The 23,110-nt window shown below is 53.0% G+C and carries 28 protein-coding genes; 4 read left to right on the forward strand and 24 right to left on the reverse strand.

Going from position 1 to position 23,110, the window contains the following annotated elements; all coding sequences use genetic code 11:
• Positions 1–37: 37 nt before the first annotated feature.
• The 9 genes from HBO10_RS31480 to HBO10_RS24525 form a co-directional block, all read right to left on the reverse strand.
• Positions 38–535: a hypothetical protein gene (locus HBO10_RS31480; RefSeq protein ID WP_228759026.1), complete on the reverse strand. Its 498-nt coding sequence runs from the start codon at positions 533–535 to the stop codon at positions 38–40.
• A 481-nt stretch (positions 536–1,016) separates the two neighbouring features.
• Complete coding sequence (locus tag HBO10_RS24490; RefSeq protein WP_169904115.1) at positions 1,017–2,510, reverse strand: UvrD-helicase domain-containing protein; 1,494 nt, start codon at positions 2,508–2,510, stop codon at positions 1,017–1,019.
• Between the two features lie 109 nt (positions 2,511–2,619).
• Positions 2,620–3,498, reverse strand: coding sequence for a hypothetical protein (locus HBO10_RS24495; protein ID WP_169904114.1), 879 nt, complete (start codon positions 3,496–3,498; stop codon positions 2,620–2,622).
• Between the two features lie 60 nt (positions 3,499–3,558).
• Positions 3,559–3,933, reverse strand: a complete 375-nt coding sequence (locus HBO10_RS24500) for a hypothetical protein (RefSeq protein WP_169904113.1) — start codon at positions 3,931–3,933, stop codon at positions 3,559–3,561.
• 52 nt (positions 3,934–3,985) lie between these two features.
• Positions 3,986–4,636, reverse strand: a complete 651-nt coding sequence (locus tag HBO10_RS24505; protein WP_169904112.1) for a hypothetical protein — start codon at positions 4,634–4,636, stop codon at positions 3,986–3,988.
• Positions 4,637–5,017: 381 nt separating this feature from the next.
• Complete coding sequence (locus HBO10_RS24510) at positions 5,018–5,842, reverse strand: hypothetical protein (protein ID WP_169904111.1); 825 nt, start codon at positions 5,840–5,842, stop codon at positions 5,018–5,020.
• A gap of 12 nt (positions 5,843–5,854) precedes the next feature.
• Positions 5,855–6,463, reverse strand: a complete 609-nt coding sequence (locus tag HBO10_RS24515) for a hypothetical protein (RefSeq protein WP_169904110.1) — start codon at positions 6,461–6,463, stop codon at positions 5,855–5,857.
• Between the two features lie 63 nt (positions 6,464–6,526).
• A complete protein-coding gene (locus tag HBO10_RS24520; protein ID WP_078465926.1) occupies positions 6,527–6,859 on the reverse strand; it encodes a hypothetical protein in 333 nt (110 codons plus the stop codon).
• Positions 6,860–6,926: 67 nt separating this feature from the next.
• Positions 6,927–7,232: a hypothetical protein gene (locus tag HBO10_RS24525; protein WP_169904109.1), complete on the reverse strand. Its 306-nt coding sequence runs from the start codon at positions 7,230–7,232 to the stop codon at positions 6,927–6,929.
• An 870-nt stretch (positions 7,233–8,102) separates the two neighbouring features.
• Here HBO10_RS24525 and HBO10_RS24530 point away from each other — a divergent pair.
• Positions 8,103–8,558, forward strand: a complete 456-nt coding sequence (locus HBO10_RS24530) for a hypothetical protein (protein ID WP_169904108.1) — start codon at positions 8,103–8,105, stop codon at positions 8,556–8,558.
• Between the two features lie 80 nt (positions 8,559–8,638).
• Here HBO10_RS24530 and HBO10_RS24535 read toward each other — a convergent pair whose 3' ends face one another.
• The 8 genes from HBO10_RS24535 to HBO10_RS24570 all read right to left on the reverse strand — a co-directional run bounded on the left by HBO10_RS24535 (position 8,639) and on the right by HBO10_RS24570 (position 14,585).
• A complete protein-coding gene (locus tag HBO10_RS24535; protein WP_169904107.1) occupies positions 8,639–9,727 on the reverse strand; it encodes a hypothetical protein in 1,089 nt (362 codons plus the stop codon).
• Positions 9,724–10,038, reverse strand: a complete 315-nt coding sequence (locus HBO10_RS24540; RefSeq protein ID WP_011923197.1) for a hypothetical protein — start codon at positions 10,036–10,038, stop codon at positions 9,724–9,726. The genes HBO10_RS24535 and HBO10_RS24540 overlap by 4 nt, the downstream gene beginning before the upstream one ends.
• A 546-nt stretch (positions 10,039–10,584) precedes the next feature.
• Positions 10,585–11,109: a hypothetical protein gene (locus HBO10_RS24545; protein ID WP_262378124.1), complete on the reverse strand. Its 525-nt coding sequence runs from the start codon at positions 11,107–11,109 to the stop codon at positions 10,585–10,587.
• A gap of 11 nt (positions 11,110–11,120) precedes the next feature.
• Positions 11,121–12,284, reverse strand: a complete 1,164-nt coding sequence (locus HBO10_RS24550; RefSeq protein WP_078465932.1) for a phosphoadenosine phosphosulfate reductase family protein — start codon at positions 12,282–12,284, stop codon at positions 11,121–11,123.
• 182 nt (positions 12,285–12,466) lie between these two features.
• Positions 12,467–12,835 carry a hypothetical protein gene (locus tag HBO10_RS24555; RefSeq protein WP_078465933.1) on the reverse strand — a complete coding sequence of 123 codons (369 nt, stop codon included), beginning with the start codon at positions 12,833–12,835 and terminating at the stop codon, positions 12,467–12,469.
• A 250-nt stretch (positions 12,836–13,085) separates the two neighbouring features.
• Positions 13,086–13,841, reverse strand: a complete 756-nt coding sequence (locus HBO10_RS24560; protein ID WP_011923192.1) for a hypothetical protein — start codon at positions 13,839–13,841, stop codon at positions 13,086–13,088.
• A 76-nt stretch (positions 13,842–13,917) separates the two neighbouring features.
• A complete protein-coding gene (locus HBO10_RS24565; protein WP_078465934.1) occupies positions 13,918–14,307 on the reverse strand; it encodes a hypothetical protein in 390 nt (129 codons plus the stop codon).
• Positions 14,295–14,585, reverse strand: coding sequence for a hypothetical protein (locus tag HBO10_RS24570; protein ID WP_078465935.1), 291 nt, complete (start codon positions 14,583–14,585; stop codon positions 14,295–14,297). The genes HBO10_RS24565 and HBO10_RS24570 overlap by 13 nt, the downstream gene beginning before the upstream one ends.
• Before the next feature lie 219 nt (positions 14,586–14,804).
• On the opposite strand from HBO10_RS24570, the gene HBO10_RS24575 reads away from it, so the two are divergent.
• Positions 14,805–15,962: a replication protein gene (locus tag HBO10_RS24575; protein ID WP_078465936.1), complete on the forward strand. Its 1,158-nt coding sequence runs from the start codon at positions 14,805–14,807 to the stop codon at positions 15,960–15,962.
• A 1,485-nt stretch (positions 15,963–17,447) separates the two neighbouring features.
• Here the strand turns inward: HBO10_RS24575 and HBO10_RS24580 are convergent.
• Both HBO10_RS24580 and HBO10_RS24585 read right to left on the reverse strand, forming a co-directional pair.
• Positions 17,448–17,846, reverse strand: coding sequence for a hypothetical protein (locus HBO10_RS24580; RefSeq protein ID WP_011923188.1), 399 nt, complete (start codon positions 17,844–17,846; stop codon positions 17,448–17,450).
• A 19-nt stretch (positions 17,847–17,865) separates the two neighbouring features.
• Positions 17,866–18,123 (reverse strand): hypothetical protein, encoded by a 258-nt coding sequence (locus HBO10_RS24585; protein ID WP_169904106.1) that lies wholly within the window; start codon positions 18,121–18,123, stop codon positions 17,866–17,868.
• Between the two features lie 395 nt (positions 18,124–18,518).
• Between HBO10_RS24585 and HBO10_RS24590 the strand changes: the two genes are divergently transcribed.
• The gene (locus tag HBO10_RS24590) at positions 18,519–18,782 is read left to right on the forward strand and encodes a sulfurtransferase TusA family protein (RefSeq protein ID WP_078465938.1); all 264 of its coding nucleotides are present in this window, start codon (positions 18,519–18,521) and stop codon (positions 18,780–18,782) included.
• A gap of 38 nt (positions 18,783–18,820) precedes the next feature.
• On the opposite strand, the gene HBO10_RS24595 is transcribed toward HBO10_RS24590, so the two are convergent.
• On the reverse strand, positions 18,821–19,081 hold the full coding sequence (locus HBO10_RS24595; RefSeq protein ID WP_078465939.1) for a YebG family protein: 261 nt from the start codon (positions 19,079–19,081) through the stop codon (positions 18,821–18,823).
• Between the two features lie 69 nt (positions 19,082–19,150).
• On the reverse strand, positions 19,151–19,957 hold the full coding sequence (locus HBO10_RS24600) for an N-6 DNA methylase (protein ID WP_169904105.1): 807 nt from the start codon (positions 19,955–19,957) through the stop codon (positions 19,151–19,153).
• A gap of 193 nt (positions 19,958–20,150) precedes the next feature.
• On the opposite strand from HBO10_RS24600, the gene HBO10_RS24605 reads away from it, so the two are divergent.
• Positions 20,151–20,531 carry a hypothetical protein gene (locus tag HBO10_RS24605; protein WP_078466155.1) on the forward strand — a complete coding sequence of 127 codons (381 nt, stop codon included), beginning with the start codon at positions 20,151–20,153 and terminating at the stop codon, positions 20,529–20,531.
• 220 nt (positions 20,532–20,751) lie between these two features.
• On the opposite strand, the gene HBO10_RS24610 is transcribed toward HBO10_RS24605, so the two are convergent.
• The 3 genes from HBO10_RS24610 to HBO10_RS24620 all read right to left on the reverse strand — a co-directional run bounded on the left by HBO10_RS24610 (position 20,752) and on the right by HBO10_RS24620 (position 23,078).
• A complete protein-coding gene (locus tag HBO10_RS24610; RefSeq protein ID WP_078465940.1) occupies positions 20,752–21,240 on the reverse strand; it encodes an Arc family DNA-binding protein in 489 nt (162 codons plus the stop codon).
• Between the two features lie 164 nt (positions 21,241–21,404).
• Positions 21,405–21,902 (reverse strand): hypothetical protein, encoded by a 498-nt coding sequence (locus HBO10_RS24615; protein WP_153045972.1) that lies wholly within the window; start codon positions 21,900–21,902, stop codon positions 21,405–21,407.
• Between the two features lie 648 nt (positions 21,903–22,550).
• Positions 22,551–23,078 carry a DUF262 domain-containing protein gene (locus HBO10_RS24620; RefSeq protein WP_169904104.1) on the reverse strand — a complete coding sequence of 176 codons (528 nt, stop codon included), beginning with the start codon at positions 23,076–23,078 and terminating at the stop codon, positions 22,551–22,553.
• Positions 23,079–23,110 lie beyond the last annotated feature (32 nt).

Here is a 23,110-nt window from a genome sequence, read left to right on the forward strand (position 1 = left end):
GGCACAGGATGTAGGCAGTATTGGAGTGGCAGAACCCTTACGGCTCTCTAGATACACGCCATCTCGCAGTGGGCAATAAGGCAGTGGCCACTGCCAATCGCTTGCTCACCTTGATGTGGAACTGAGTGATTGGTTGTTGGCGAAACTCTAGATCGTTGATAGCCAACCTGTCCTGTACTGCACTGCAAACGCTGCAGCTATTCAGCACCACTGAAGCCTTGGACGGTTGGTGGTAACGTTTGCGGATGTCACCCACTTTGAAGGACCGAAGATCCTTGGGCAGCAGCTCGCCCAGTAGATGAGCAGGTATCTGCTCAAGGCCGTAGAGAGCAAATGTCGACTCACGGTAGGGAGAGATGATCTCGATAGCAGAGCAGAGATTGGTCCATGCGCGGCACGTGGTGCATTTGGTGAACCCGCCATCAACCCGGACAATTGCCGATTTCCCCTCACGTAGCGTTCCAAACCACAATGCGCCATTCAGCGCCGAGGTGATGAAATCTTGAAGAGGTAATATCTGGGCCCAGTCACTCAATCGGTTAAAACTCCGAGTGCCGGAAGGAGTACCCGACCCGGCAAGCAAGGCAGTGTATCCGCTCGCTTCTGACCAGGTCACATGGGCGGCTGGTAGATCAGCCACCGGAGTGAAAGCAGGGAAAGGTAAAAGCCACATACCTCTAATGCCGGCACCGCGTAACTCTCTCTGCTTGGCTAATACCGATTCGGTGCTCGATCCAGCACTAGGTACCTCAACTGCGATTGTCACCTTGCCTCTTCTAGCGCGTACTGACGCCCACCCTGGTCCCGATTTACTGAACAGGACCTGCCAGCCACACAGTGCAACCGCAGATGAAATGACCTGCACCAATGAGGCTTGCTGGGAGAGGCGGGAAGAAGGCATGGGCAGGACATTGCCAATTCGTGGGTTTGGTTCCGATGATGACCCAGCGACCGATAACCTGCTATCCAAAATGGGCTAGTGAAACCATCAGGTGGATGCTGAATTAGCAGTGACTTCAATTCAATCCTGCGCGGCGATCCTTGGCATGCTTCATCATCGAAATGACCATCGTGTTTAAAGCAAGCATCTTCATCCCTCTGGTCGAGACCACGTAGTAGAGGTTGAGCTCGTCATTGCGGCGATCAGGATCATCTTTCGCAGCCTGCTCATCCAAAGGATCGTAGGTAAAGTCATCACCGAGCTGAACGTAAGGCCATTCAAGACCTTTGGAGCCATGCCCTGTTGAAAGTGTGACTGTCGCTGCCATTTCCTGCTCAACAGTGATCTGTTCCAAGCGCTTGATCAGATCAGGAAGCGAATCACCATAGCTCTTGAGGATTTTGATGATCCGAACCATTTCTGGATCTTCGGTTTGGTCCGCAATCTCGGCGTATTCCTGAAAGCTCTTATAGTCACGTGTGAGCTGGAAATTCTTGATCTTTGAAGTCTGGTTCAACGAAAACCAGTACATGTCCAGGATGGTCTGGATTTGGTATTTTTTGATTCCTCCGACCCAATACACACGCTCCCCGTTGTCAGGCTCCTGCGGGGCGGGCAGGCACATTAGCGCCCGGTCGATAACACCAGCCACTGTCCGATAAAGGTAGGTGCGGTGCTCAAGCCCATCCGGTAACTTCGACTTGATCTGGGTCTGCTGCCCGAAACCCTGCAGTAGCGTTCTTTCGCCCTTGAGGGCCAGGATTGTATTGGCGACATGACTCGCTCCCCAGCCAAAGCGGAAGCTTTTTGAAAGTGTGTGAACCTCGGCATCCTCGAGCCACGGCTCATCTAGGGCATTCTCCGCACCGCGGAACCGGTAGAGTTGCTGGTGGCGATCGCCAACAAAAATGACTTTGCAGCCATTCAGATACTGCTGCCTCACGAATTGAGTTAGCAGCTTCGTGGTGTCCTGCGCCTCATCAAGCAAAATGGTCTTGTATCGACGGCTCATGTCAGGGTTAGTGAGTAGCCATGCCTTCAAATACCCGTCGTGCGGCATCTGAGCTTCAAGATCCTGAAGGTTGCACATCCGGCTCCAGTAAACATTGGCATGCCTGATAACGAGTTGGGCGTGCTGGACTTGACGGCTGTTGAGTGAGATCCCTCGGAATCTCACCAAGTGATGATGCGCAATTTCAGTGTCAGGGCTACTCATAAACGAATTGAGCATCCCAACAACATCCTTAGCCATCGACCAATCAGACGTATTCATCGCCTTGGCCACGTCAGTGAGCCGAATATTGTTGCAGCGCTTGTGGTTGTACTGGCTGCCCAGGGGGCCGTAAGCAAGGCCGTGGGACGTCATAGAAGTCACGTTGCGAGGAAAACGGCGCCGAGCTTCAGCGGCCACCTCGGTGTTGTAAGCGATGTAGAGGATCTTCTCGTCTGGGTGGTTCTCAGCGTAACCAATCAAAGTCGTCGTTTTGCCGGTGCCAGCGAACGCATTGACTTTAACCAACCGAGCTAGTGTGGTGATGATTGGGTACTGCTCTTCAGTCCACTGGCGCATGGCCTGTCGTCCTTCTGAAAATTGTGTCAGCCATGCCGAAGTGGACCAGCCTATCCGACGACTGCTCTCTATGCCCGCCATAATGGAGGCACAAAAAGTGTGCCACCACCTACCGAGCTAGATCTGTTGGCCATGCACAGTCGAAAGGGGCCACATCGAAAGCGAGTCCGTTCGGTGATAGGAAGTCAGCTTGTGCTTCGCCGTAGTTCACCGCGGCGGTGAGTGGAGCGCAGGTCTTCTCATAGACGCTCACCGAAGTCCCATCCACAGAGTGAGCACCAGCGGCCGCTGAGCAAAGCAGAATGCGCTTAGCGCTATTCACCCTGCCAATATGGAGGTGGCATCGCCGACGACGCGCCAAGAGGCCCCAGCTATGTGCAGTTTTCAGCTTCCACCCTGTCGACCCCCCAACAAAGATACCAACTCCAGGATTTAGAAGGTCACGTACGTCATCGGGAACCATCCCGTCTTGAACTGCCAACAGCGCCACGCCTGGAATCCCTTGGATTCGGTTGAGCCACTTGAGTGAGAACTCAAGGGACTTCAGGCCGCCAGCGACGATATCTGGCACGACTACCATTTTGGCATTCTCACCGAGTAGATCAAAAGCCTTCCCAAAAGCTCGCTCGTCGAATACCTCCCCCTGTGTGAAGGCAGTCCAAGCACCGTTGTCCAGCATGTACGGAAAGCCTTCAGTGCGCAGGACACCTTTTGCAGACACCAAAAGCCCCCATCCATTTGCTCGCATAGCGTCAAGATTGCGCTTTGTGCCAGTTCGGCTGGCATATGGGATCATTGGGGTTCTGGAGCTACCAATCAGCTCTTCGATCGCGCCATCAGTGTCAGCAGAACCATCAGTGCAGTACATCTCACCATAGGCCTGCAGGGCTTGTGACCGTCCGATGCGGGTACCGTCCCGGTAGGGTTGCAACCAACGCGGGGCGGTATAAGCGGGCGCTTTAGCAATGGGTAGTTGGTGAGTATGCATTCGATGGTCTCCGAAGTTGTGGAGACCATACTCGGCCGGGGAATCGCGTGGCAGAAGCCTCTACCTCAGGTTTTTCAAGGCCGGTAGAAGACTCCCAGGGATTTTGCAGAAGGCAGCCAGATCGTCAATTGAAAGTTGTTTAGTGAAACGCTTCATGCGCCAACCCTCGCTCGGGTATGAAGCCGAGGTGTAGCTCGGCTTCAGCCAGTTCAGAGCCTGTGCAAGGGATTGAAAACGATGAATGCCTTGGTATCCAAGGTCGGGACCAATATTCACGCAAGTGATTCGGCTCCGAAGTCTGACAGGAACAGACTCAATAAGAGTGATTAGTGGGCTGGCCGGTGTGTACACCTGGGGCAGTCTCCCATTGATGGCAAACTCCATCATGGCTTTCGGGCTGCGCAGCATCAGCTGATTTCGTCGTTGGTCGATCATAAGTTCTCCTAAGAAAACACAATGATCAGCGGCCCCGGGTTGTGCCAGAAGCCTAGGCAGCTTGTGAGGATGCATCCTTTGCAATGGCTACGTCAGCCATATGAGCCTCCCAGTCGCCGCGAGAAAGCTTCAGGCGACGTGCTGGAGCGTCATTACGACTGAAGGGATAACGTGCGTCAGGGCGCATGCGATAACGACTCAGGTTGATACAGTCGCTGTTCCAATCCACCGAGGTAACCCACCAAACCTGCAGGTCATCGGAGCGGGGCAACATCTCGTCATCATCTTTACCATCGAGCAGCACAGCTACGCCGGTGGCCACACGGATGTTGCTCTGGATTTCACCATGCTGGCCCGCCAGCACAGCCTTGAACGGTTTTAAGCCTTGAACCTTCTCCCACATGCGAGCGAAGGTGCCACCAGAGATGCAGGACTGGGCATAGAAATGTTCGTCGAAGGGGCGAAAGACTCCCACGCAGGTACACATACTGAGCGCATTGAGACGGTTGGCGTCATCAGGGTTAAAACCCATTTTGAGACGGATCGCGGACATCAGGAATTCGTTAAGCGCAGCGCTTTTTTGTCGATCGCCAATGGACTTTGCAATGCCGGCGGCGGCGGCAAGCATGAAAGCCAGGCCGGTAGACTGGGCTTCGTTAGTTGTCTTCATCGGGCTAGCCTCAAGCAATAGCAGGTTGAGCATCGGGATTCAATGCGCCGTGGACTTTGAACGTCCCGAGGTTTGAGTAGACATTGGCAGACACCCCGTGTGGGAAAAGTCCACCTTCACGCACAATGCGAACGCGCCAGTTGCCGAGGTTGGTATCGAGAGCCTGGAACACAGTCCCGCTGATCACCGGTGCGAGTTCGGAGATTTCGTTTGGTGTGAAGGTCACGCGGTCGAGCGGGCTGACCGGGCAATTGGGCAATTGGGCAGAGTGGTGGCAGGGGCTGAGGTATTTTGAACATTGATCACGGGGGAAAGTCCGGTTGGCTGTATTGATGCCATGTTCCCCCAAGGCCGAGCGTGCCACGAGCAGGCAGAGAGGATTATTTCGAACAGCCCAGGATCACCGAATCCTCGTCAGCTCGCACCCGCCAGGTAGTGTTCAGGACCTAGCACAGCAGGCGTAATCCGCTGGATCTGCCAGCCACGATGAAATAGCTGCCCGTCTTTGACCAACCATGTATCACCAAGCAGGCTCAGCATGTCCGCAGCTACCCGGGCTTCGATCTCTTCAGCCGTGAATTCGACCGATTCACCTTTGGCTTGCCGTTCATTGGACAAGAATCTGAGATGTGCAACTTGCTGATCGGCAACGATCGATGTGAAGCGACAGCCTGCCTTTCCAGCCTGGCCTGAGGCGATGAAAGCGGCCTTCAAATCCTCGTTGCTCATCTGACCGGCTCGAGATAACCAGCTAGCATCTCGCTCCGCACGCCAACGGCACTCAGCTTCGACCAGATCTGGAGTTGTGAGCTTGGTGATGTCTTCTCGGTGCCAGCATACAAGATGCGCCGTAGTGGTCTCAGCACCCTCATCGGCCTGCCAAATGCGCCAAACAAAACCAAGCGCGTCCCAGCCCGGGAATGTCACGGAGAAATCAGTGTCATTACCACCAGGAAGCCGGTCCCAAACATCCTGACAGATCGCAACGCCATGGCGTGTATCCCACTCAGGTGTCCAATCAGTTGGTCCGAAAGGCAGGGGGACTGGCGTGTCAGACTCGACAACGCTGTACCAGGGATAGCTATGGTTTAGCGGGGGGCGAATAGCCAATGGCTGCAAACCTTTTAATAGCCGTTGGTACAGAGAGGACTTGGCAAGGATGTGATTTTCCAAGCACCCCTGTGCTGACACTAATTCGCGGTACCGAGCCAGTACGCGCTCTTCATTCGGGATTTCCATCTCGGATGTTCCTCAACGGCAGTGGCGGCAGATGCCGCTCGGAGCTTGATCAGCAGTGACAAATTGGCCACAGCCTCCACACTTGGGCGTCATTCGGCGCTGGGGAAGGGGGCGCTGTAGCGTGATGCCAGTTCCAGCAAGAGCTTCATCAACCGACATGGTCACCGCCGAGGCAACAGGGCGTGCAGTTGCATCGACGTAAGCCTTAGGCCAGATCTGCCGAGTGAATGCGGAGGCTTCGCTACCAAAATGGGAAAAAGCTTCATCCAAGGTAAAGACGGAGGCTTTCGTCAGATCAGTGGTCAGAGCATCACCGCTAAGCCAGAAGATGTCGTTCCCGTCAAAGTGGAACCTGGCCGCGACATAGCAAAGTTCAGTTCCGCCCCTTGGGACCCAATGGATAGTGACGTACTGGAAGTCCACTGCCATCTCGTGTCGTGGTCTGACAAAGCCCAGCGGCCAAGGGATATCGCTCCAACGTGATGCGTGCTGACTCATCGCATCGTCACGTGTGAAAACCTCAGCTTGATTGAGGTCAGTGGTATATGAGCCACCCTCGCGCCACCAGCTTATCCGGCTACCGATCAGCCCGCGGGAGTCTTGCAAGATGAACTGTTCCATTTCCTTCAACCCATTCAACCCAATCATTGATTGGTGTGACGATCGTGAAAATCATAAGTAGAGTCAGAACGGCGACACTAGGTCGCCGTCCAGGTTGTAGAAGACTCGGTTGTCTATGGTGTTGTGCTGTGAGTCAAGATAAGCAGCTCGCCACATGACATCGGGTATTTGGATGGAGAGCTTCGAAGCAATCGCTTTGAAGTGGGCAAGGTCTGATGGATGCCCGACGTCGTCAAGGTTGCTGTAAACGATACCTTCATCGAACTCATCCAAACCTTCCTCGCCATCCTTCTCGACAACCATGTAAAAGCCTTGGAGAGGCCGGTCCCAGCCCAGTTGGACGCGAACTAAGCAGCTGCTTTGAGCGTGGTAGACCTTAACGTAGTGCTGGCTCATGCAACCTCCTGATTTGCTATGCCGCACAGGCTACATCCCTGTACGACCGTCACATATCCAAAACAGGCTAGGGTTTTTCACCAGCAGCCAAGGCGGTGAGGGTGCCACCAGAGATAAACGCCAGCACTATCGAGATCCAGCCGAAGCTGTCACGGATGAAGCCTTCAACCACTGCGCCATAGGTAAGCGAGAGATATTGCATACCCATGGCCACTAACAGAATAACAACGGCGCCGAGGCTATAGATGAAGCTGCGCATGATGATGTTCCCTTGTTGAGTGAGCCCATTATCAATGCGTTCTAGGCGTGCCAGACCCCTCTGCGCGCACACGGATTGCGAAGACATCAACTGGCAGATCACCAAAGTGTTCATGCTCAATTGTCTGCTCTTCAAACCCCAGCCATGGGATTAATATCTCTCGCTCTGCATCCCCCTTTTTGGGGTATCCCCAGCAGACCCGAACCATGTCGTAAGTGCGCCCTTCCAGTCGAGTTCGCCAGTAGGGAGTCCGCAGTCGGAATTCAAAGGTTTTGGTGCCCGCCGTGATCTGATGGAAGTAGGTGCCGATCAGGTTGAGAGTCAGGATCCTCAAAGGGCAACCTCTGACGGAGCTAAATGGAACCCGCAGGGTGTCATGCCGCAAGTGCACAGGGCGGTGATCATTTGGAAGGGCGTTTTGAGGGTCATGTCGAACATTCGGTACACCTCCAGGGCGGGCTATATCCGGGCAGAGTTAAGGGCGGCCAACTGAAACTGGTGGCCAGATATCTACACCTTAACGTGCCCGAAAGGAGTCAACACCTTCGCGCGCGGGATTCACAAGCTAATCTGATCCATCACCCCAGCGCATCCATGCTAGCTGCCGTATTGCAGCGATCCCAATTCCCACCAGTAGAGCCAGAAAATCAGAAGTATTCCCAAGCCAAGTCGCTATGGCCAGGGTTGGCAAAATCAATGCGAAGGCAATGATGGCAAGTCCGGCCGGGCTTCTCAGCCAGAAATACGTGGTACCCATCGTGATCTCTCCATAGTCATTCGGGCTGATCGCCCCTTATTAGCTAAGACAAGATATTAGTCGAAAGGTCGATTTTTGAGTTGTGACTGATGCCCGCGGCATGGCATGGCTATGTCATAGCCCAGAACCATTTTGGCTTCCAGGTTTTGGGTTGCAGACCATTATCGACGTGGCATTGTGCAAATTCGATTCCGGTAATACTTGCCGGAATGGTTATGGAGTTCACCATGCGCAAGAAAATCATCGCTCTGCTGCTCGTTGCAGCGGCGACCCCCACTCTGGTAATGGCAGGCGACAAGCACGGTTCTGACTGCTGCCCTAAGGGTTCGCACGGCCACTTCGAAGCTGGCCCCCAAGGTCCAGTCCGTGACTTTGCTGGCGGTCCAGGTCTCCTGGGCATTGATCTGAATAGGGATCAGCGCAAAGCAGTTCGTGAGGCCGACCGCGATGAGCGCCTGGCTGTCAGCAAGATAAATCGCGACTATCTGGACAAGCTCTCTGAGGCTGATAAGGCTGCTATGAAAGGGGCTATCCAGACGGCACGATCCGATTCAGAAGGCAAGGTTCGTATGGCGCTGAATGCTGATCAAATCAAGCAATTCGATGCAAATCTGAAGCGCGAGGCCGATCAACGCGCAGAATGGGAAGAATTCCAGAAGTGGAAGGCAGCCAAGAAAGGCTGAATGGAAGCGTCAACCGGTCCACGCAACCGGCTGACGTTCACTTTAGATTCCGCATGGGGAATGCTTTTGCGTCTTCTCCGTCAGATCTTCTCGGCAAAGCTGGGCCGCGCACCAGAACAGAACTGAGCAAAGCTATCGATCATCTCGCGTGAATCGTTGACGTCGATAGTGAACTGAGCTTTCAAATCCGTAGCATCTTTCTCATACGAAAAACCGACCGTTCGACCTCCTCTGAATGCTGCCAGCTGCTCTGGGGTGGGATCGAAGGTGATGTAAGAAAATCCATTCTTCAAACTGGGACCGACCTTTCCGTTACGGACTGAGAACCGCTTGTTGTCAACGATCAACGACAGCTTATCCATCAGCCCAAGCACGCTTGTGTCGTACCACGCCTTGTAAAAGGCCCCCATCGATACTCCACCCTGAGAGTTGCACGAAATCCCGATCCTGCCGGTACCGGTGATCTTTGTCTGCTCACCCATCAAGTACACAAGCCCGTGCTCACCGCGAATGGTCCAGGTTGCTGTTAGCGATCCTGCATTCACCAGATCCAACTCATAGGCATCGAGCGGAGTAAGATAATTCATGTCTGCCGGACCGGCTTTAGAGGCAACCTCAAGCAAGCGAAGATCGATTCCAAGGTTGCTTAGGTGGTTAGCAAGCAGGGTAGAGGTGATCTGGCCCGTGGCTATGTCCGTATCCCCGGCTACGCCGCTGGCCTTGAAGAACTGGTGGACACCCATCTTGGATTCACCGTCCATCAACCGAAACACGCCGCCGGCGAAAGCAAATGGGCAGGCACTCTCACAGTAACCCGCACTGGGGTTGGTATGAGGGCCATTCCAGACTCCAATGCGCGTTGAATAGCCGCGCTCCCGGATCAGTTGGCCAAGCTCCATAGCCGCAACCAAATCCCCACCATGAGAATTGAAATACACAAATCCAACCTGCCGGTCTTTCAGGAAGCCGTTCTTGCGAAATGCTTCGACCGTAGGCCGGTGGATGTAGCCATCGATGTAGACCTCAGGTATGTCCTGCGGGGTCTTAGGGGGAACGAAATTGATCTGTGCTGGGATTAACCGCTTATCAACGTGATCATGGGCCACTGGCGCGGCTGCTACAGAGCAGCAGAGAAGCAAGGAAGCAACCGCAAGCAACGGGCGAATCACGAGCGCTCCTCGACCTGCTTAAGGAAAACGAGACCTGATTGGGCTGACAGAAACTCAGCGAGTTCCGAGCCCGCGGCCAGTACAACCCCAAGGTCGGTTCCCTTGAGCCGAATGCCTTCTTCGCTAATAGCCCCAGCGGGGTCCAGCTCCAGACCCAAGGCAGCACAGAGTCGATCTGCCTCTGCCTCGATGCGTGACCAAACATCAGAGTGAAAGCCTTCATCAGCAATGCGGTCAGCAGCCCATGTGAACGGTATTTCGATGTAATGCTGAACGTGGAGCGCGGGGGTTGTTACGCGTGTCATGGTCATAATGCTTGCCTCATCAATACACAATGATTGCATGGTGAGGCAGGATTGCGTGTGCCAAAACCTGTGTACCAAAATTAGTCGGTAGGCACCAACATGCCCGGTTTACCTGCAAGCTCACTGACACCTAGGACAATGCGCTGGACCTCTTCCTCCAAGCTTTCACGTGGGACAACCCACCGCAGCCCCACGTAATCAACGCTACAGGCCGAGTGCGGCCGCAGCCATGTCAGCGGCCCGGGGCGCTCACTGAAGAGTGTGCCTCGGAAGATGCCGATCTCTCGCATGCTGCCATTGTGATCATCGATCGCTGAAAATGAGTGATCAGCATGGACTGCGAGATGAATCTCGACGGTAGCCGCGTCACTCTCCTGCCGATCGGGCCAGAGCTCAGAACATACCAACCAACTGGTAGCCGTACTCAAGATGCCTGGAAGGTCACTGATACTCTCCGTTGGGTGTCGGGGTTCGTGAGAGTCATCAGAGGACAACACAGCAACACTCGCCGCGCTTTCCAAGGCTCGGCTCGGTTCGCAAACAAGTAAAGGATCACTGCGTTTCCTCTCCAATGCTGGCTTTCCAAGCGCTCTGGATCGCTGGAACCTTGGTCGACCGAACCCCAATGGCAGCCAGCCCCTTCCTAATCTCCCGATAGGTCTTCACGAAGTCCGATTTAGGTATCGTCCACTGAACGCACAGAAAGCCGTCATCACCCTGCGGAAGCAGCCAGTGATGCTTGAGTGGCGAAAACGCAAACACATCGCCCGGGCGGACCGTCATCGATGTAACGAGCCCAGGAGCCACCATAACTTCAAATAGGTGGTTAGCTTGAACAGCCAGGGTGAGGAAGATCGACTCACCCCAAGATGGATCGGTGTGTGGGTGGGCCTGGACACAGCCAAGCCAGTCGGCAAGATCAGTCCTAGGAAGGGGAAGGTCATCCAACGCGACAACCTCAATATCCCAGGATGCAGCGCATTCTAGGGCAGCCTCTGGTATCTCCAGCCTCTCAATGCTGGCTGCGTCTATTCGCATGCGGCGCAGCGCGCGAGGAAGGGCGCATTGAGTATTCATCACACTCGATCTCATAAAAAGGACAGCTGTTGAGGTTGGATCTGTAGAGCCGGGATCAACTGGATAGCGCTCTCACCCTCTTCAGCAGCAACCCCGCCCTTCAGTCTCATCTGTTCCATCAGTTCCTCGTAGCGTTGAATGATGCTCTCGGGTGTGGAGCATTTGATGGTAAGCCCCACGCCCGCCGCTACCTCGCTGCGAATTTCTGCCAGCAATGTAGCCTCCTCAAATGTTGGGATGCAGGTTGGCCAGCCTTTGGTGTAGAGCAGATGTTTAGGGATTGCGGCTTCTAATGCCTTGCGGCGTAAGGATACCTGCTTCGCCATAGCCAGGCGGCCCAAGGTTTCTGAGGACAGAAGGGAAGGGTTTACATCTCCGAGCCATTTGTTGCTCTGGAAGGCGAAAGTGGAATCAATCTCCAGATCAACCATCTGCCGGTATAGGGGATGTCCGGCCTCATCCAAAGTGGCGTTATAAGCGTCGCCAGCACTCGACATAATGCACCACCGGCAACTTACCCTTGTCATGTTGAACCGTGTATATGCCTCATGTGGCTCAAGTCCCACGCTGGCGATTGCGCCCCATACAGCCCCCACATCCCACTCAATGATCGGGTTCCACTGATAAGCATCAAAGCCGCGGCGCGCGGCCACAGGTTCATGCTTGGCAATGGGCATTTTGGCTCGATTGGGCGATTCCTGGCGGCGAACCCCAGTGGCATTGAGAATATTAAAATCAGGGTAAGTGCGCTTAAGGTGGCTGCGTATTACGGCGCTCTTGAGCTCGGATGTGCAGAACCGCATCGAGGGCGTTGACCACGGCAGGATCAGTTGGACACAACTCAGATCAATGTAACGCTCAACGTTATTTTCCCAGCGCTTCAGCCATCGCTCCATCATTCCACCGGCGGCACGTTTAACAACCTCAAGCTTCCAGCCAAGCTTGTCGGCAACCTCCTGGCACTTGAACAAGCTCTGTTCCCATTCAACCGAGCCCAAGTCCGCATGCACGGCGCACCTCGGCCCTTCGAACCCAATGCTGTCCAAGTAGCGATGGACCGCAATCAGGCACGCTACGCTATCTTTTCCTCCGCTGACGCCGACGGCTACAACCGTCTTCTGCTTCAGGAGAATGTCGATTTCAGGTGTAGTGGCTACTGGGGGAAGGGCGAGCATGGTGTGGATTCCTGGCTTGGATTCGATGATCCATGGTGAGGTCGGCCAGAGAGTGGCAGAAGCCTTTAGGCTGATGTTTCAGCGCAAGGTCGGTTGTCCAGGTAGAGAATGAATACAGGTAGGATAAGGGGCAGGATCATTGAGGCCGAGCACCAACGATCCTGCGAATCAGCTAGGGTCGGCTACTGGTTGTAATGATTTTGTTCTGAAAGCGAGTTATCCAGCAGTGATGAAAGGCGCATGCCTCCAATCTCCGCAATCAGGTTCTCGACAGTGATAAGCGCGCAGACACGTATCTGGTGCTTGTCGATTGAACCTGTTCCACCGCCCAGCACCACTGAAGCGTTGCAAGCCGACAGGCTAGCGATTCTACAGCCAGTCTCATACAGGCTCACAACCAATGGCCGATCACCCTGAGAGCAGACCGATCTCGGCTCCGCATGGACTGATATGTTGAAATCCGTTTCGTTAATACGGTGCTTGAACAGATCAATCTGCTCTACCTCTACCATCTCACCTTTGCGTCCAGCAACGAGAATCGAGTGCGACATGTTGTATTTCCTTCTACAGGTCCTAAGACCTCATCCATTTCACGTGCGCCCTTGGGCACAACAGTTGGCCTTAACTGGCTCTGACTCCCTTTTCGGCAGAAGTACCGAGTTATTAAGACCGTTCGTCGGTTCTGTGAAGGGTTTCACAAAATTGAAGTGATGCCTCGCCACTCAGACTTTTTCGTAGTGCCGGCAGTTCCTGGCCAAAATGGGAGATGTACGGGAAAATTGTTTGAGATCGGATCAGCCTTTATTGGCCATTCACGGTTTCGTCGGTTGCCAGAAACACGTGCGGTGCTCTGGCCTGCGCAATCGCTTCCCCCTGCTTTGCTAGCTGGAAAATGCCCATGTCCCTACTCTCTGGAGTTTGAGGCATTGGATCAATGAGGTTGTAGGCAACCCGAATACGGCGCGCGTCGTCTTCAGGCCTAGTGCTGAGGATCAAGTCACGATTCTGTAGAGTCAGGCCAATGTCAGTCCATGTGACGACCTGGTACTTCAACCCAGCATGAGCCGGCACCCCGGAAGGCATAGCCTCGTCCCAGGCAATACACCGGGCTTCCCACTCAGAGAACGGTATGTCATCGGGGCCGTCAGTAGCGTTCTGATAGTGAAAGTCCGCAAACCCCGCTTGGGTGAGCATCTGCGTGAACCCTGGGTTGTTTTCAAGGTAATAGAGCGCAAGTACATGCTCATGGTGGGGGATTAGAATTACTTGGAATGTAAAGTCCCAGTCCACGCTGCGTATCCCTTCACCCTCGACCTTGATGCGCTGCTGCTTGAGGATGTCAAGGACTCTCCAGTAGAAGCTGCCGTACTCCTTACGTGGAATGGGGATGAAGTTCTGGTCCATGTCAGCCCAGTAGTACCGCTTTGCAGCTATGAGCTGTGCCACTGCAGCTTGTGCCCTTGTCACTGCCTCGGGGCGCAAATCCTTAAGCCTGGCCAGCGCATCGCTGAGAGTTGCATTCCTCAGAATACGGCCGTTGTATAAATTGGTGCTCATCCACGTCTCCTCAATCCGATGAGCACATAATCAAGCAGACGGTGTCGTGCCACTACCCGAATTGATGTATCGCTTTTCAAAGCGCCAGATGGATGCCCGACAGAGCTAGGGTGAAGACAATCATCAGGATGAAGGTCAACTTTACCATCAGTATTCGACCACCACAGACCAGCAGGGCAGGGGAAAATCCTGCAAGTTGGGCTTGTGTCTTTGACGACGTGGAGGCGAACCGGAGAATGCCGGCAGTCATGACCACGACCAGGGAATGAATGATCACAAAAATCACTGCAGCCTTTGGACTAACTTGGGAGAAACAGCTCGCGAGCACACCACCGAGCCAGTAGGGGAAATAGTCAAACACTTTGCCTATGCTGAGGGGCGGAACGTTGAGCTCAGCAGATGGAAGCAATCCTTCAGCAACGGTTCCAAAACCGGCGGCCGCAAGTATGCAAATCAAAGGGACCATGACTTCGCCTCGGTAATAGGGAAAAGGGCACCTACTGACGTGAGATCTTGAAGCATCGCTTTCACTTCTGAACTGTCTTCGTTGACTTCTGATCGCAGGGATCGGCTACTACCTTGCTTGAGCTTGAGGCAAGCATTCCCTACCTTCACCAAGTGGACGATGGTACCGAAAGCCTCTGCCCGAGAGGTCGAGGTGTAGCCCTTGTCGAGCTGCTTGAGGCGCGAAAACCAGCCTGAGGATTCGATATTCGACTGGGGTTTCATGCGGACCTGAATCATGGATCAATCCTGCCTAAAAATTGGGAAGCCATGGTGGAGGCAGAGAATGTGTGGCAGAAGCTGAATACAGGGGGGGTTAAGGTCATTCAGGCGATCGGCCAGGCCTTGAGTGCGGGCAAGAGCTGCACCGGGTAGAATGGAAAAATTCAACTCGTAAACCGAGGTTCTACTCAACGAATCTGGGCAAATCGTATTTTGCAGAATGCTGAGGAGCAATTGATGGCTAGCACCGGAAAAAAGGGTATTGCGAAGACTGGGAGCAAAGCTACAGACAAAACACCCCAGCTCGCCCTTTTTGAGCTTCTAGACTCCTCGGAATCTGACTACAGCAATACGATCGAGCTTTATGACGCCTTACCGAAATACGTTTGGGCGAATACTGAACTCGACCTTAGAGAAAACAGCGTTATCACCCGGCAGTTAAAATCTCGCGGGGCGGTGTACACGATCAAGATCAAGCCGGCCGTTGTTGAGCGGACGAACGATAACGGCGAGACGGTCAGCGTCATGCTCTATCCTGGGTCAAGAGAGGAGATCGTCGAGGAAGCACTGCGGAAGATTGCGGTGAACGGTAATTCCTTCGAGTCGCCAGACGATAAAGAGGTAGGAGTTTACTTCACCATCAGCCAGCTTAGGAAAGAGCTGGCCAGAACGAAGCACTCTTACAGCGCCCAGGAAGTACAAGAGGCTCTTGATGTCATGAGTTCATCACTACTCGAGTGCTCAACAGGCTCGGGTAAGGGGCGGAACAGTTACCGGGGCAACCTGCTGCCAAAACTCGCTATCACAACACGCGAAGACTATCTGAGCGATGGGTCGGCAAGGTGCTTTGCTACTTTTCACCCGCTGGTGACCTTGGGGGTAAAAACGCAGGCGTTCAGGATGTATGACTACAGCATTTCGATGGGGCTGAAGTCCGACCTTGCTCGCTACATTTACAAGCGCATCTCCCATTACTGGACCCAGGCATCGCTGAACCATCCTTACCAGCCAAAGTTGGTCAGCTTCCTAGAGCAGAGCCCTCGTGGTCTCTCAGAGCGTATGAAGGACAACATGCGGGCCATGCGCACAGCGCTGAAAAGCCTCGCCGAACAGAATGTGATCCTGCCTGGGTGGAACGAAGTGATGATCAAAGACGATCATGACAAGAGGGTCACCAAGGATATTCAATTTGAAATCCTACCCCACGACAATTTCATCAAACACATGATGAAGGCCAACAAGAAGGCTAGCGATATCAAGGGCAAGATAGGCATCGCTGAGGCTAAAGAAGCGGTTAAGGGGAAAAATGTCATTGAAGGTTCCGCTGAGGCTCCGCAGAACATTGGCGCAGAGGGCTCATTCCCTGAGGACGGATCCGACCAAGTGTTCGACTGATCGGGCCCACCAAACCTACAACATCGTGAACGAATGCAGGGTCGGACTAGGTCAGGCCCACTGAACCTACAACATTGTGTTGCCATCTAGAGCGCACCAAACCTACAACCTACAGTGATGTGGCCAAGTCTCGATGAGATAGGGCCCCACAAACCTACAACCCTATTCCTGCTTACACCCGCCGGCGCTACCTCATAAATGCAGCGCATCAAACCTACAACCCACGGCGGTCAATCCAACCTGCAGCATTCCCCCAACACCCCACCTGCGTCCAGGACAAACTCAAACCTAGACCACGTAGGCTGATGTCATGTCTGGTCTACAGCCCCTCAGGGGTAACGGCTTGAGCCCAATTTATGTGGCCGTGGTGGGAGTGATGGTGAAGAAATAGGGCACATCAAACCTACAACGTGGGCTGAGTTTTCTGAGATTGGGCGCAGCAAACCTACAACGGTCGATTTGCATAGGCACTAATATCAGATGCTTAGGAATGATACATACCTTGAGATCGAGCTATGTACCGTAACCCACTGAATCCTGGCTAATTAGTGAAAACTGAGAATTTCATTGAAATTGCACGCTTGGTTGCAATTTAGGGCGCAGTAAACCTCCAACCCCAGCACTTGCGAGAAGATAGGGCGCATCAAACCTCCAACCCGTACATGCCGGCCAACGAATGCGGGCGGGAGAATCAACAGCCGAGCTGGCATTAAGACAATAACGTAAGCCACTGGAATTGAACGGTTAAACCTATGATTGGTGCAGTCAAAGCCCTCACCTGGGCGGTGAAAAGTAGAGCGCAGCATACCTACAACCTTGAAAGCCATAGGACGGTCCAACAAGGGCTCACCAAACCTACAACACCACACGCTGGAACTGCCCAGATAAAGAGCGCACCAAACCTACAACTCAGGCCAGATATAGCTTGATACTGTTCCTCATGGGAGGGCTGTGGCTAAGCCTGTGTGTAACTGAGAAAAAGTTGTAGGTTTGCAGGGCCCGAAACGCAACAGGTTGTAGGTTTGATGCGCCCAACCGATTTCGAGGCGACAGACACCAGAAGAAAAACCTCCTGAATTGCTGCAGAGTTGTAGGTTTGGTGCGCTGCACAGGTGAGAGCCTTTCCAGATCCACCAATTAACTTCAATCGGGTTGTAGGTTTGGTGGGCTCAACTGGTCATTGGAAGTGCTGGAAGGGGGTAAATGTGGATAAACTTGTGGATAAAAGCAGGCCAAAAATAAGCGTTGTAGGTCTGGAGGGCCCTAAGTAGTAGGTCTGTTCCGCTCCATGATGTAGGTATGCAGGGCCTGAATTTTAGCTGAGATCCACGTAGCACAAGGGCCGTAGGCTGAAATCCATCGACCTATCCGTTCTTAATCGCTCTTAGCCTTTTAACCAAAAAAACAACAACACGCTTCGCAACCGGTGAACAGGAAAAGCCCGAAAAAATCAGAAAATGGACCTAGGCAGGAAAACATCGGACACTATCTTCCAGTAAAAATAGGATTGGTTTCGTTCTCATCGCGAATCGCATTCATAAGATTGTAGAGCGCTTCACGCACCTTTGGGGATCGACCACCTCCTGTGACCGAGGTGCAAAATTCTAGAGCTAGTGATTCACCCTCTGTGCTGATCACCTCGATGATCACGTCAGCGTCACCATCCATGATCATCCGGAGCCGGCCCAGGCCCATGTCATCTTTCCTCTCGAAGAACTCAAGCAGAGGAATGGGGGGGCTCGACTGACGTTCCAATGTGACTAAATGCGCTTCTGCAGCAGCAATTACTTGGTGACCAAAATAATCTGTCTCGAGACGCCCACCATTGTCATCGATAACGTAATCACGAACAGCCTGGATTGCCGATTTACTGATTAATGACATCGCGTTGTCTCCACACTGGTTAGATCGTTGAAGTCTGCTTGATCCAAGTGGCCCAACCTAGGCCTTTGACCAAGCACGACGGATCAAGGTTACCTGGGATCTCATGCAGAACATCAGCACTGATTGCATGCTTGAGGGCCATGGCCATGCCGGCATCAGAAGTGAGCAAATGTACTGCTCCATGACGTAAATCCAATCCTGTGACTTCGAGATCAAGCTTATCCTCACCAGCTTCAAAGGCGCACTGGTACCGTCGGTATAAGCGATTGGCCATCATTTCAACGGGGCCCCTGTGACAGATCGGTAAGCCTCACTGAGGCCAGCCAGCGCCTCACGCATTTGATCTCGCTCGGTACGAGTGAAATGATCGGTATGGGCTGAGCGCCAAAGCTTGTGTTTAAGGTCACTGTGCTGAGCGTAAAGCTGGGCAGCATCACACGTAGGAGTCAACAAGGGGGGTAAAAGAGTGGTTTGAAGTTTCATGCATATATCCATCAGATTTCATCTCGGGAAATCATTCATACCGAGTGGTGATAAAAAAACGATGTGGACGGCGAAGTCGCCTTGGCCACTAACCGAGTCATCATCATTTTGAAGGGGGCGTGCCAGAAGCCCCCCCGGGCGAATGCGGGTTACACTGGGCGCACTATCAAGTACTAAGGACTCGGCGCAATGGCTGCCACAAATCCAGACCCATACCAGGACCCTGACGGCATCGTGGATGCAAGAGGACTTCAATGTCCCATACCGATCCTGAAGGCTCGGCTCGAATGCAATCGAATGTCACAAGGGCAGGTACTGCAGGTCTTGTCGACCGACGCTGGGAGCAAGAGGGACTTCAAAACCTTTGCTCAACAGACTGGCCACGAATTGATAGGAGAGGCAGAAGAAGGTGGAGTGTTCGGATTTTGGTTGAGGATCCAGCGCAGGGAATGAAGCGGTACGGGCAGTCCTTCAGCCCGTACCGAACTCGATCAACCCTCAGCTTCTCGACCAATCTCAAGCAATGCAGCCGGATTATTCTTGAAAGCTGAAGCAAAGGCCGAGCGATTTTTCGCCATGAAAATACCTACTTCTTCACCCATTTTTTCATCTAACCCAGGCACATTCTGAATCAGTGCCGCAGTGAGTGCTTCGCCAAGCTCAAGCATCGCATCATGTTGATCTGCCAGCTTTTTTTCCACGAAGATTGTCTCCAGGTCTCGGGTACTGCGATACAAGGTTTCTACAGCCATGATCGGCCTCGTTTATGTGATGACTTTTAGTCGGAAACTGATTCAGCAGGTAGGGTTCTCTGCTCAACGCTACAGGTTGCTAGCCTGTACAAAATTATTGTCTACGGCTGTGTGTGCCAAAACCCCACAAGTGAATTCAGAAAGCTGCGTAGCTGAATCCTCTTTCAGATAGGCGATTCCCATCTCGCTTTCAAGTGAAAAACCGCGCTTGAGCTTGTAGTCAAAGAGATTCATGGCATGTGAGGGGGTATGCCAATGAGAATACTCAGCTAGCGTCAGGGTATTGCCGTGTACCACAACGGCCGGGATGTGAAGCAAGCTCAACTGAATGAAGGCCATGTGAACGGCGCGTATGTCGAGATCGATCAAGGTGGCGTGCAGGTGTTGCTGGTAATTGATACCCAGTTCGAGCATTGAATTAGCAAACCCGATGACCATGGCACCAGATCCGCTTGCGGGTTCCGAAAGCGTCACGAAACCTCTGCGCTTCACCTGTGCTTGAATATGCTCGCTATCCATCGCGAGCTTTGAAAGCACGGTTGAAATAGAGGGTGGGGTGAAAAATTGCCCCATATCGGCATTCGATACCCCGAGGCGCATGTAGAGCTCGCCGAGTAGATCACCAGCCTGTAAATCAAGGGCTTGAACGAGATGCTGCAGTAGCTCACCGAATTTGGGCTGATCTTGTGGTTTGTACTTGCCAATGAGGGTTAGATAGCGGGCTTCCCGAACATCACGCGCAGATTGGTCGCACGAATTGCGTATCGCGATTGCGGCCATCTCAACAAAATCGGCGAATACGCTCCTGGCTGGGTAGTAGCCTACAGAGCTGATGATGCTAGACATCGTCGCAAGGCTTTCTTTGGTACTGGGCATTGAAGCACTCCATGATTGAGCTATAGGAGTGAGTCTCTAGCGAGTGGCTGAGTGCCAGAACCACCATTTTGCTTACGGCATTTTGGCTCGCCGTATTCACAAGGTGCCGTTATCGTGAGTAGTGGGCGTCATCCATGCCTGCTACCTGGCCGCAATGAAGCGGCCAGGTACCGATCTGAACAGGAATCTATTCGTGAAGAAAGTTGCACTAATTGCCGCTGCTGTATTGTCCTTGGCCGTCCTGGGCGGTTGCGCTAACGGAAAGTCACCTCTTGACTACGAAACTGGGACTTTCGTCGCGCCAGAGAAAGTTCAACAACTTAAAACTGCTCGCGCATCTCAAGAGCAAGTTGTTAAAGAAATCGGTTATCCATCTTCAAAAGGTGAAATCTCTTCCAAGGAAATTTGGCGATACGAATATAACCTCATTACCGCGATTCCTTTCGTAGGTAAAAACAAAGCCGAAGCGACCGTCTTTGAATGGTCGAAGAGTGGTAAGTTGCTGGACGCTTACAAAACCAATGGTGGGAATGGTAGCTCCAGTAACCCACTCCTGAAAGCCGCTGGTATGTGATTTCAGTCAGATCAAAGAGGGGCTCAGATTGAGCCCCTTTTTTGTTCTTTGCTCATGATAGTCGCAAGGGTCAGGTCGGTGCTCACAGATGGCTGCAGATGGCGCTAATGACATTGTCATAGCTTGAGGCCGGCAAGAGTGAGAAAGGCGGGAGGCAGTTCGTAGAGAGGCAAGGACGGTCAAAGGAGATGAGAGGCGGGCCGCATTTAGCCCGCGCGGATCAGTGTTTGACAACTGCCGAGGGGAATTGAATGTCAGGATCTTCACATCGCTTCAAAAGTGCTTCAATTTGTTGGCTGTAGTAGACCCAGTCAGCACAAGCATTGGCAATCGCAATCTTCATGGTGTCGGCCGATGATGCTTTAACCTCATCCCGCAAGCCTTCTGGAAAGCGAATGTTGAAACCCTGTACGGTGCCTTCCTCAGGATCAATCCGCTGGAACCTTAAAAGCACCTCGTCAGCCACATCTGAGCCCAGCCGGGTGGCCAGGGAGTTGCGCATTGTGATCAGCCGGCGATGACTCTCAAATTGGCTGATAACTGCGAGTGCCACTTCACTGTTGAAACTGCGGAACTGGCGTCGAGCCACCTCTTCGATAGCTTCTTTGAGCACGATCGGAATACGAAGTACGAATTTTTCAGCCGTCCGCGACGGGGCCGCAGGGAATGCGGAATCCGGGGTTGATGTCAGGCTGGTCGAGCTATTCATGGTGTCAGACTCAGGTCGGTAGTCAATAAAACTGGGCGCATTCTCCGCTGAACCTTATCATTTTTCCAGTCAAGAACATGACGCCAAATTGCCTGTTGTCGGATTTCTACGGCAGTTTGGCGCTTTGTTCATGTGGGGAATAGGTTTCAGCAGATGTTTTGCATTCAGAGGCCTTTGAGTGTCTCGTTCAGGAACTCGATTTCTGATTCACCATAGGCCTCAATCAAACCTTTCTTCACCTCAGGGGTGAAGATGTAAGGGAAGACCTCAACTTTTCCTGGAGTTGAGTTGAACACTACCAGTGTCGACTTTGCAGTGGCCTCACGCAATTCACGCACGATGTCCATTTCATCGGCTATTTGGGCAATGGCCAGGCGCATGAAGTCAGTTGGATTTGTGGGGCGGATTGCATTCTTGGGGATCTGCGTGAGATCCAAGCTGAAACCATGCTTCACTAGATTCTCAATGATCTGTTCTTGAAGCCCCTTGTTCAGTACCAAGGTGAATTCTCGATTGCGCTCAGAACCTGATGCAGAGCCTACAATTGCACCAAAGAAAAGGAGTGAGCACGACCACTCTCGGTTTCCAGGACTGGATGACGGTCCCTTAAGATTTCCGAGGGTGAGTTTTGCAGCTTTTGCCGCGCGCAATGATTCGAACATGATCAGGTGCTCTGCTGTTAGGAAGCACCAGAATCAATGGCTTTAGGGTGTGCCAGAAGCGGGTCATTTGAGAGATTCCATAACTGTGAAATACAACGAAAGCGCCTATTCACTAATTCCACGGACATCCATAAGGCTTAGCTCATAGCCAGCTCGATCCTTATTGCATAGTTCAATGCCTATGGAGATTAAAGCTCTGCGCGTGCGATATGAAGCACACGCAAATTGCCCGCGGTTGAGGTCGATCTTGTTCTATTCACGTGGCAACCAAACGGTACTCGCATCAAGATCTACGGTGAATCCTCATGCTGCTATTTCTGCGGCTGCCAAGGCGTAGTCGTCGCCCCATGACTATGTGAGGAAACGAAGTCATCAAGTATTAGCAGTTCGATAAAGGGCTTCTTGCGATCTCGGCCGTTCCAGTCGCTACCATGTCCAGCCACCAGGTGCTGATGTGAATCTCGCAACCGGGGCATAGCTAACGGATGTCCACAGTTAGGTTGATTGAGGCATAGCCCTTACAGCTTGAAGGAGACCTCCACTAGGCATGCAGGTTTCGAAGTAGCAAAGAGCTTATGAGGTCATGGGGGCTCGCTTGATCTTCTTGCTGTGGCGTCCTGAGCCGCACTGAGGTATTGTGACAGCAAACTACTGGTCCACGCGCGCCATGTCGGCTTCGTTGTGAGGAACTCCGCCTTTGTTCAGCCGTTTGTAGAGCGACTTCAAGGTCAGTTCGTCACCGATGTACTCGATCTCCATTTGAGGGAATGGATGGTGTAGAAAACGTCGCATCTGATCGGCGCGGGGAATATCTGACCAGTAGATGTCACCAAAGATTTGGAACTCGCCGGCAAGGAAGTCACGCACGGCCGATACTCGCTGCTGACCATCCAGCAACCATCCAGCCATGGGAGCCGGCTTAGCAGAATCTCCCTCCCACTCACGGCCGTTTACAACGAGAAAACCGGTTCCGAAGCCTAAAAAAACACCTTCGATGAAGCTAACCTTCTTCTCACGGTCCCAGCATTCAGCACGCTGCCAGTCGGGCAACACGAAGCGCATGATTTGGCGGCTTTCTGGAAGAAGGGTGAGGTCGCGATTTATTGAAGCCGTAGGGATCAGGCATTCGATCGTAAAAGCGCGGGTCGTACCATTGAGCAGTCGAGGGGGAAGCATTGCGGTATCTCCATAACGGTTATACCGCACAT

Origin of the sequence: Pseudomonas sp. WS 5503 (assembly GCF_012985385.1) — a bacterium.
In the GTDB taxonomy this organism is placed as follows: domain Bacteria; phylum Pseudomonadota; class Gammaproteobacteria; order Pseudomonadales; family Pseudomonadaceae; genus Aquipseudomonas; species Aquipseudomonas paracarnis.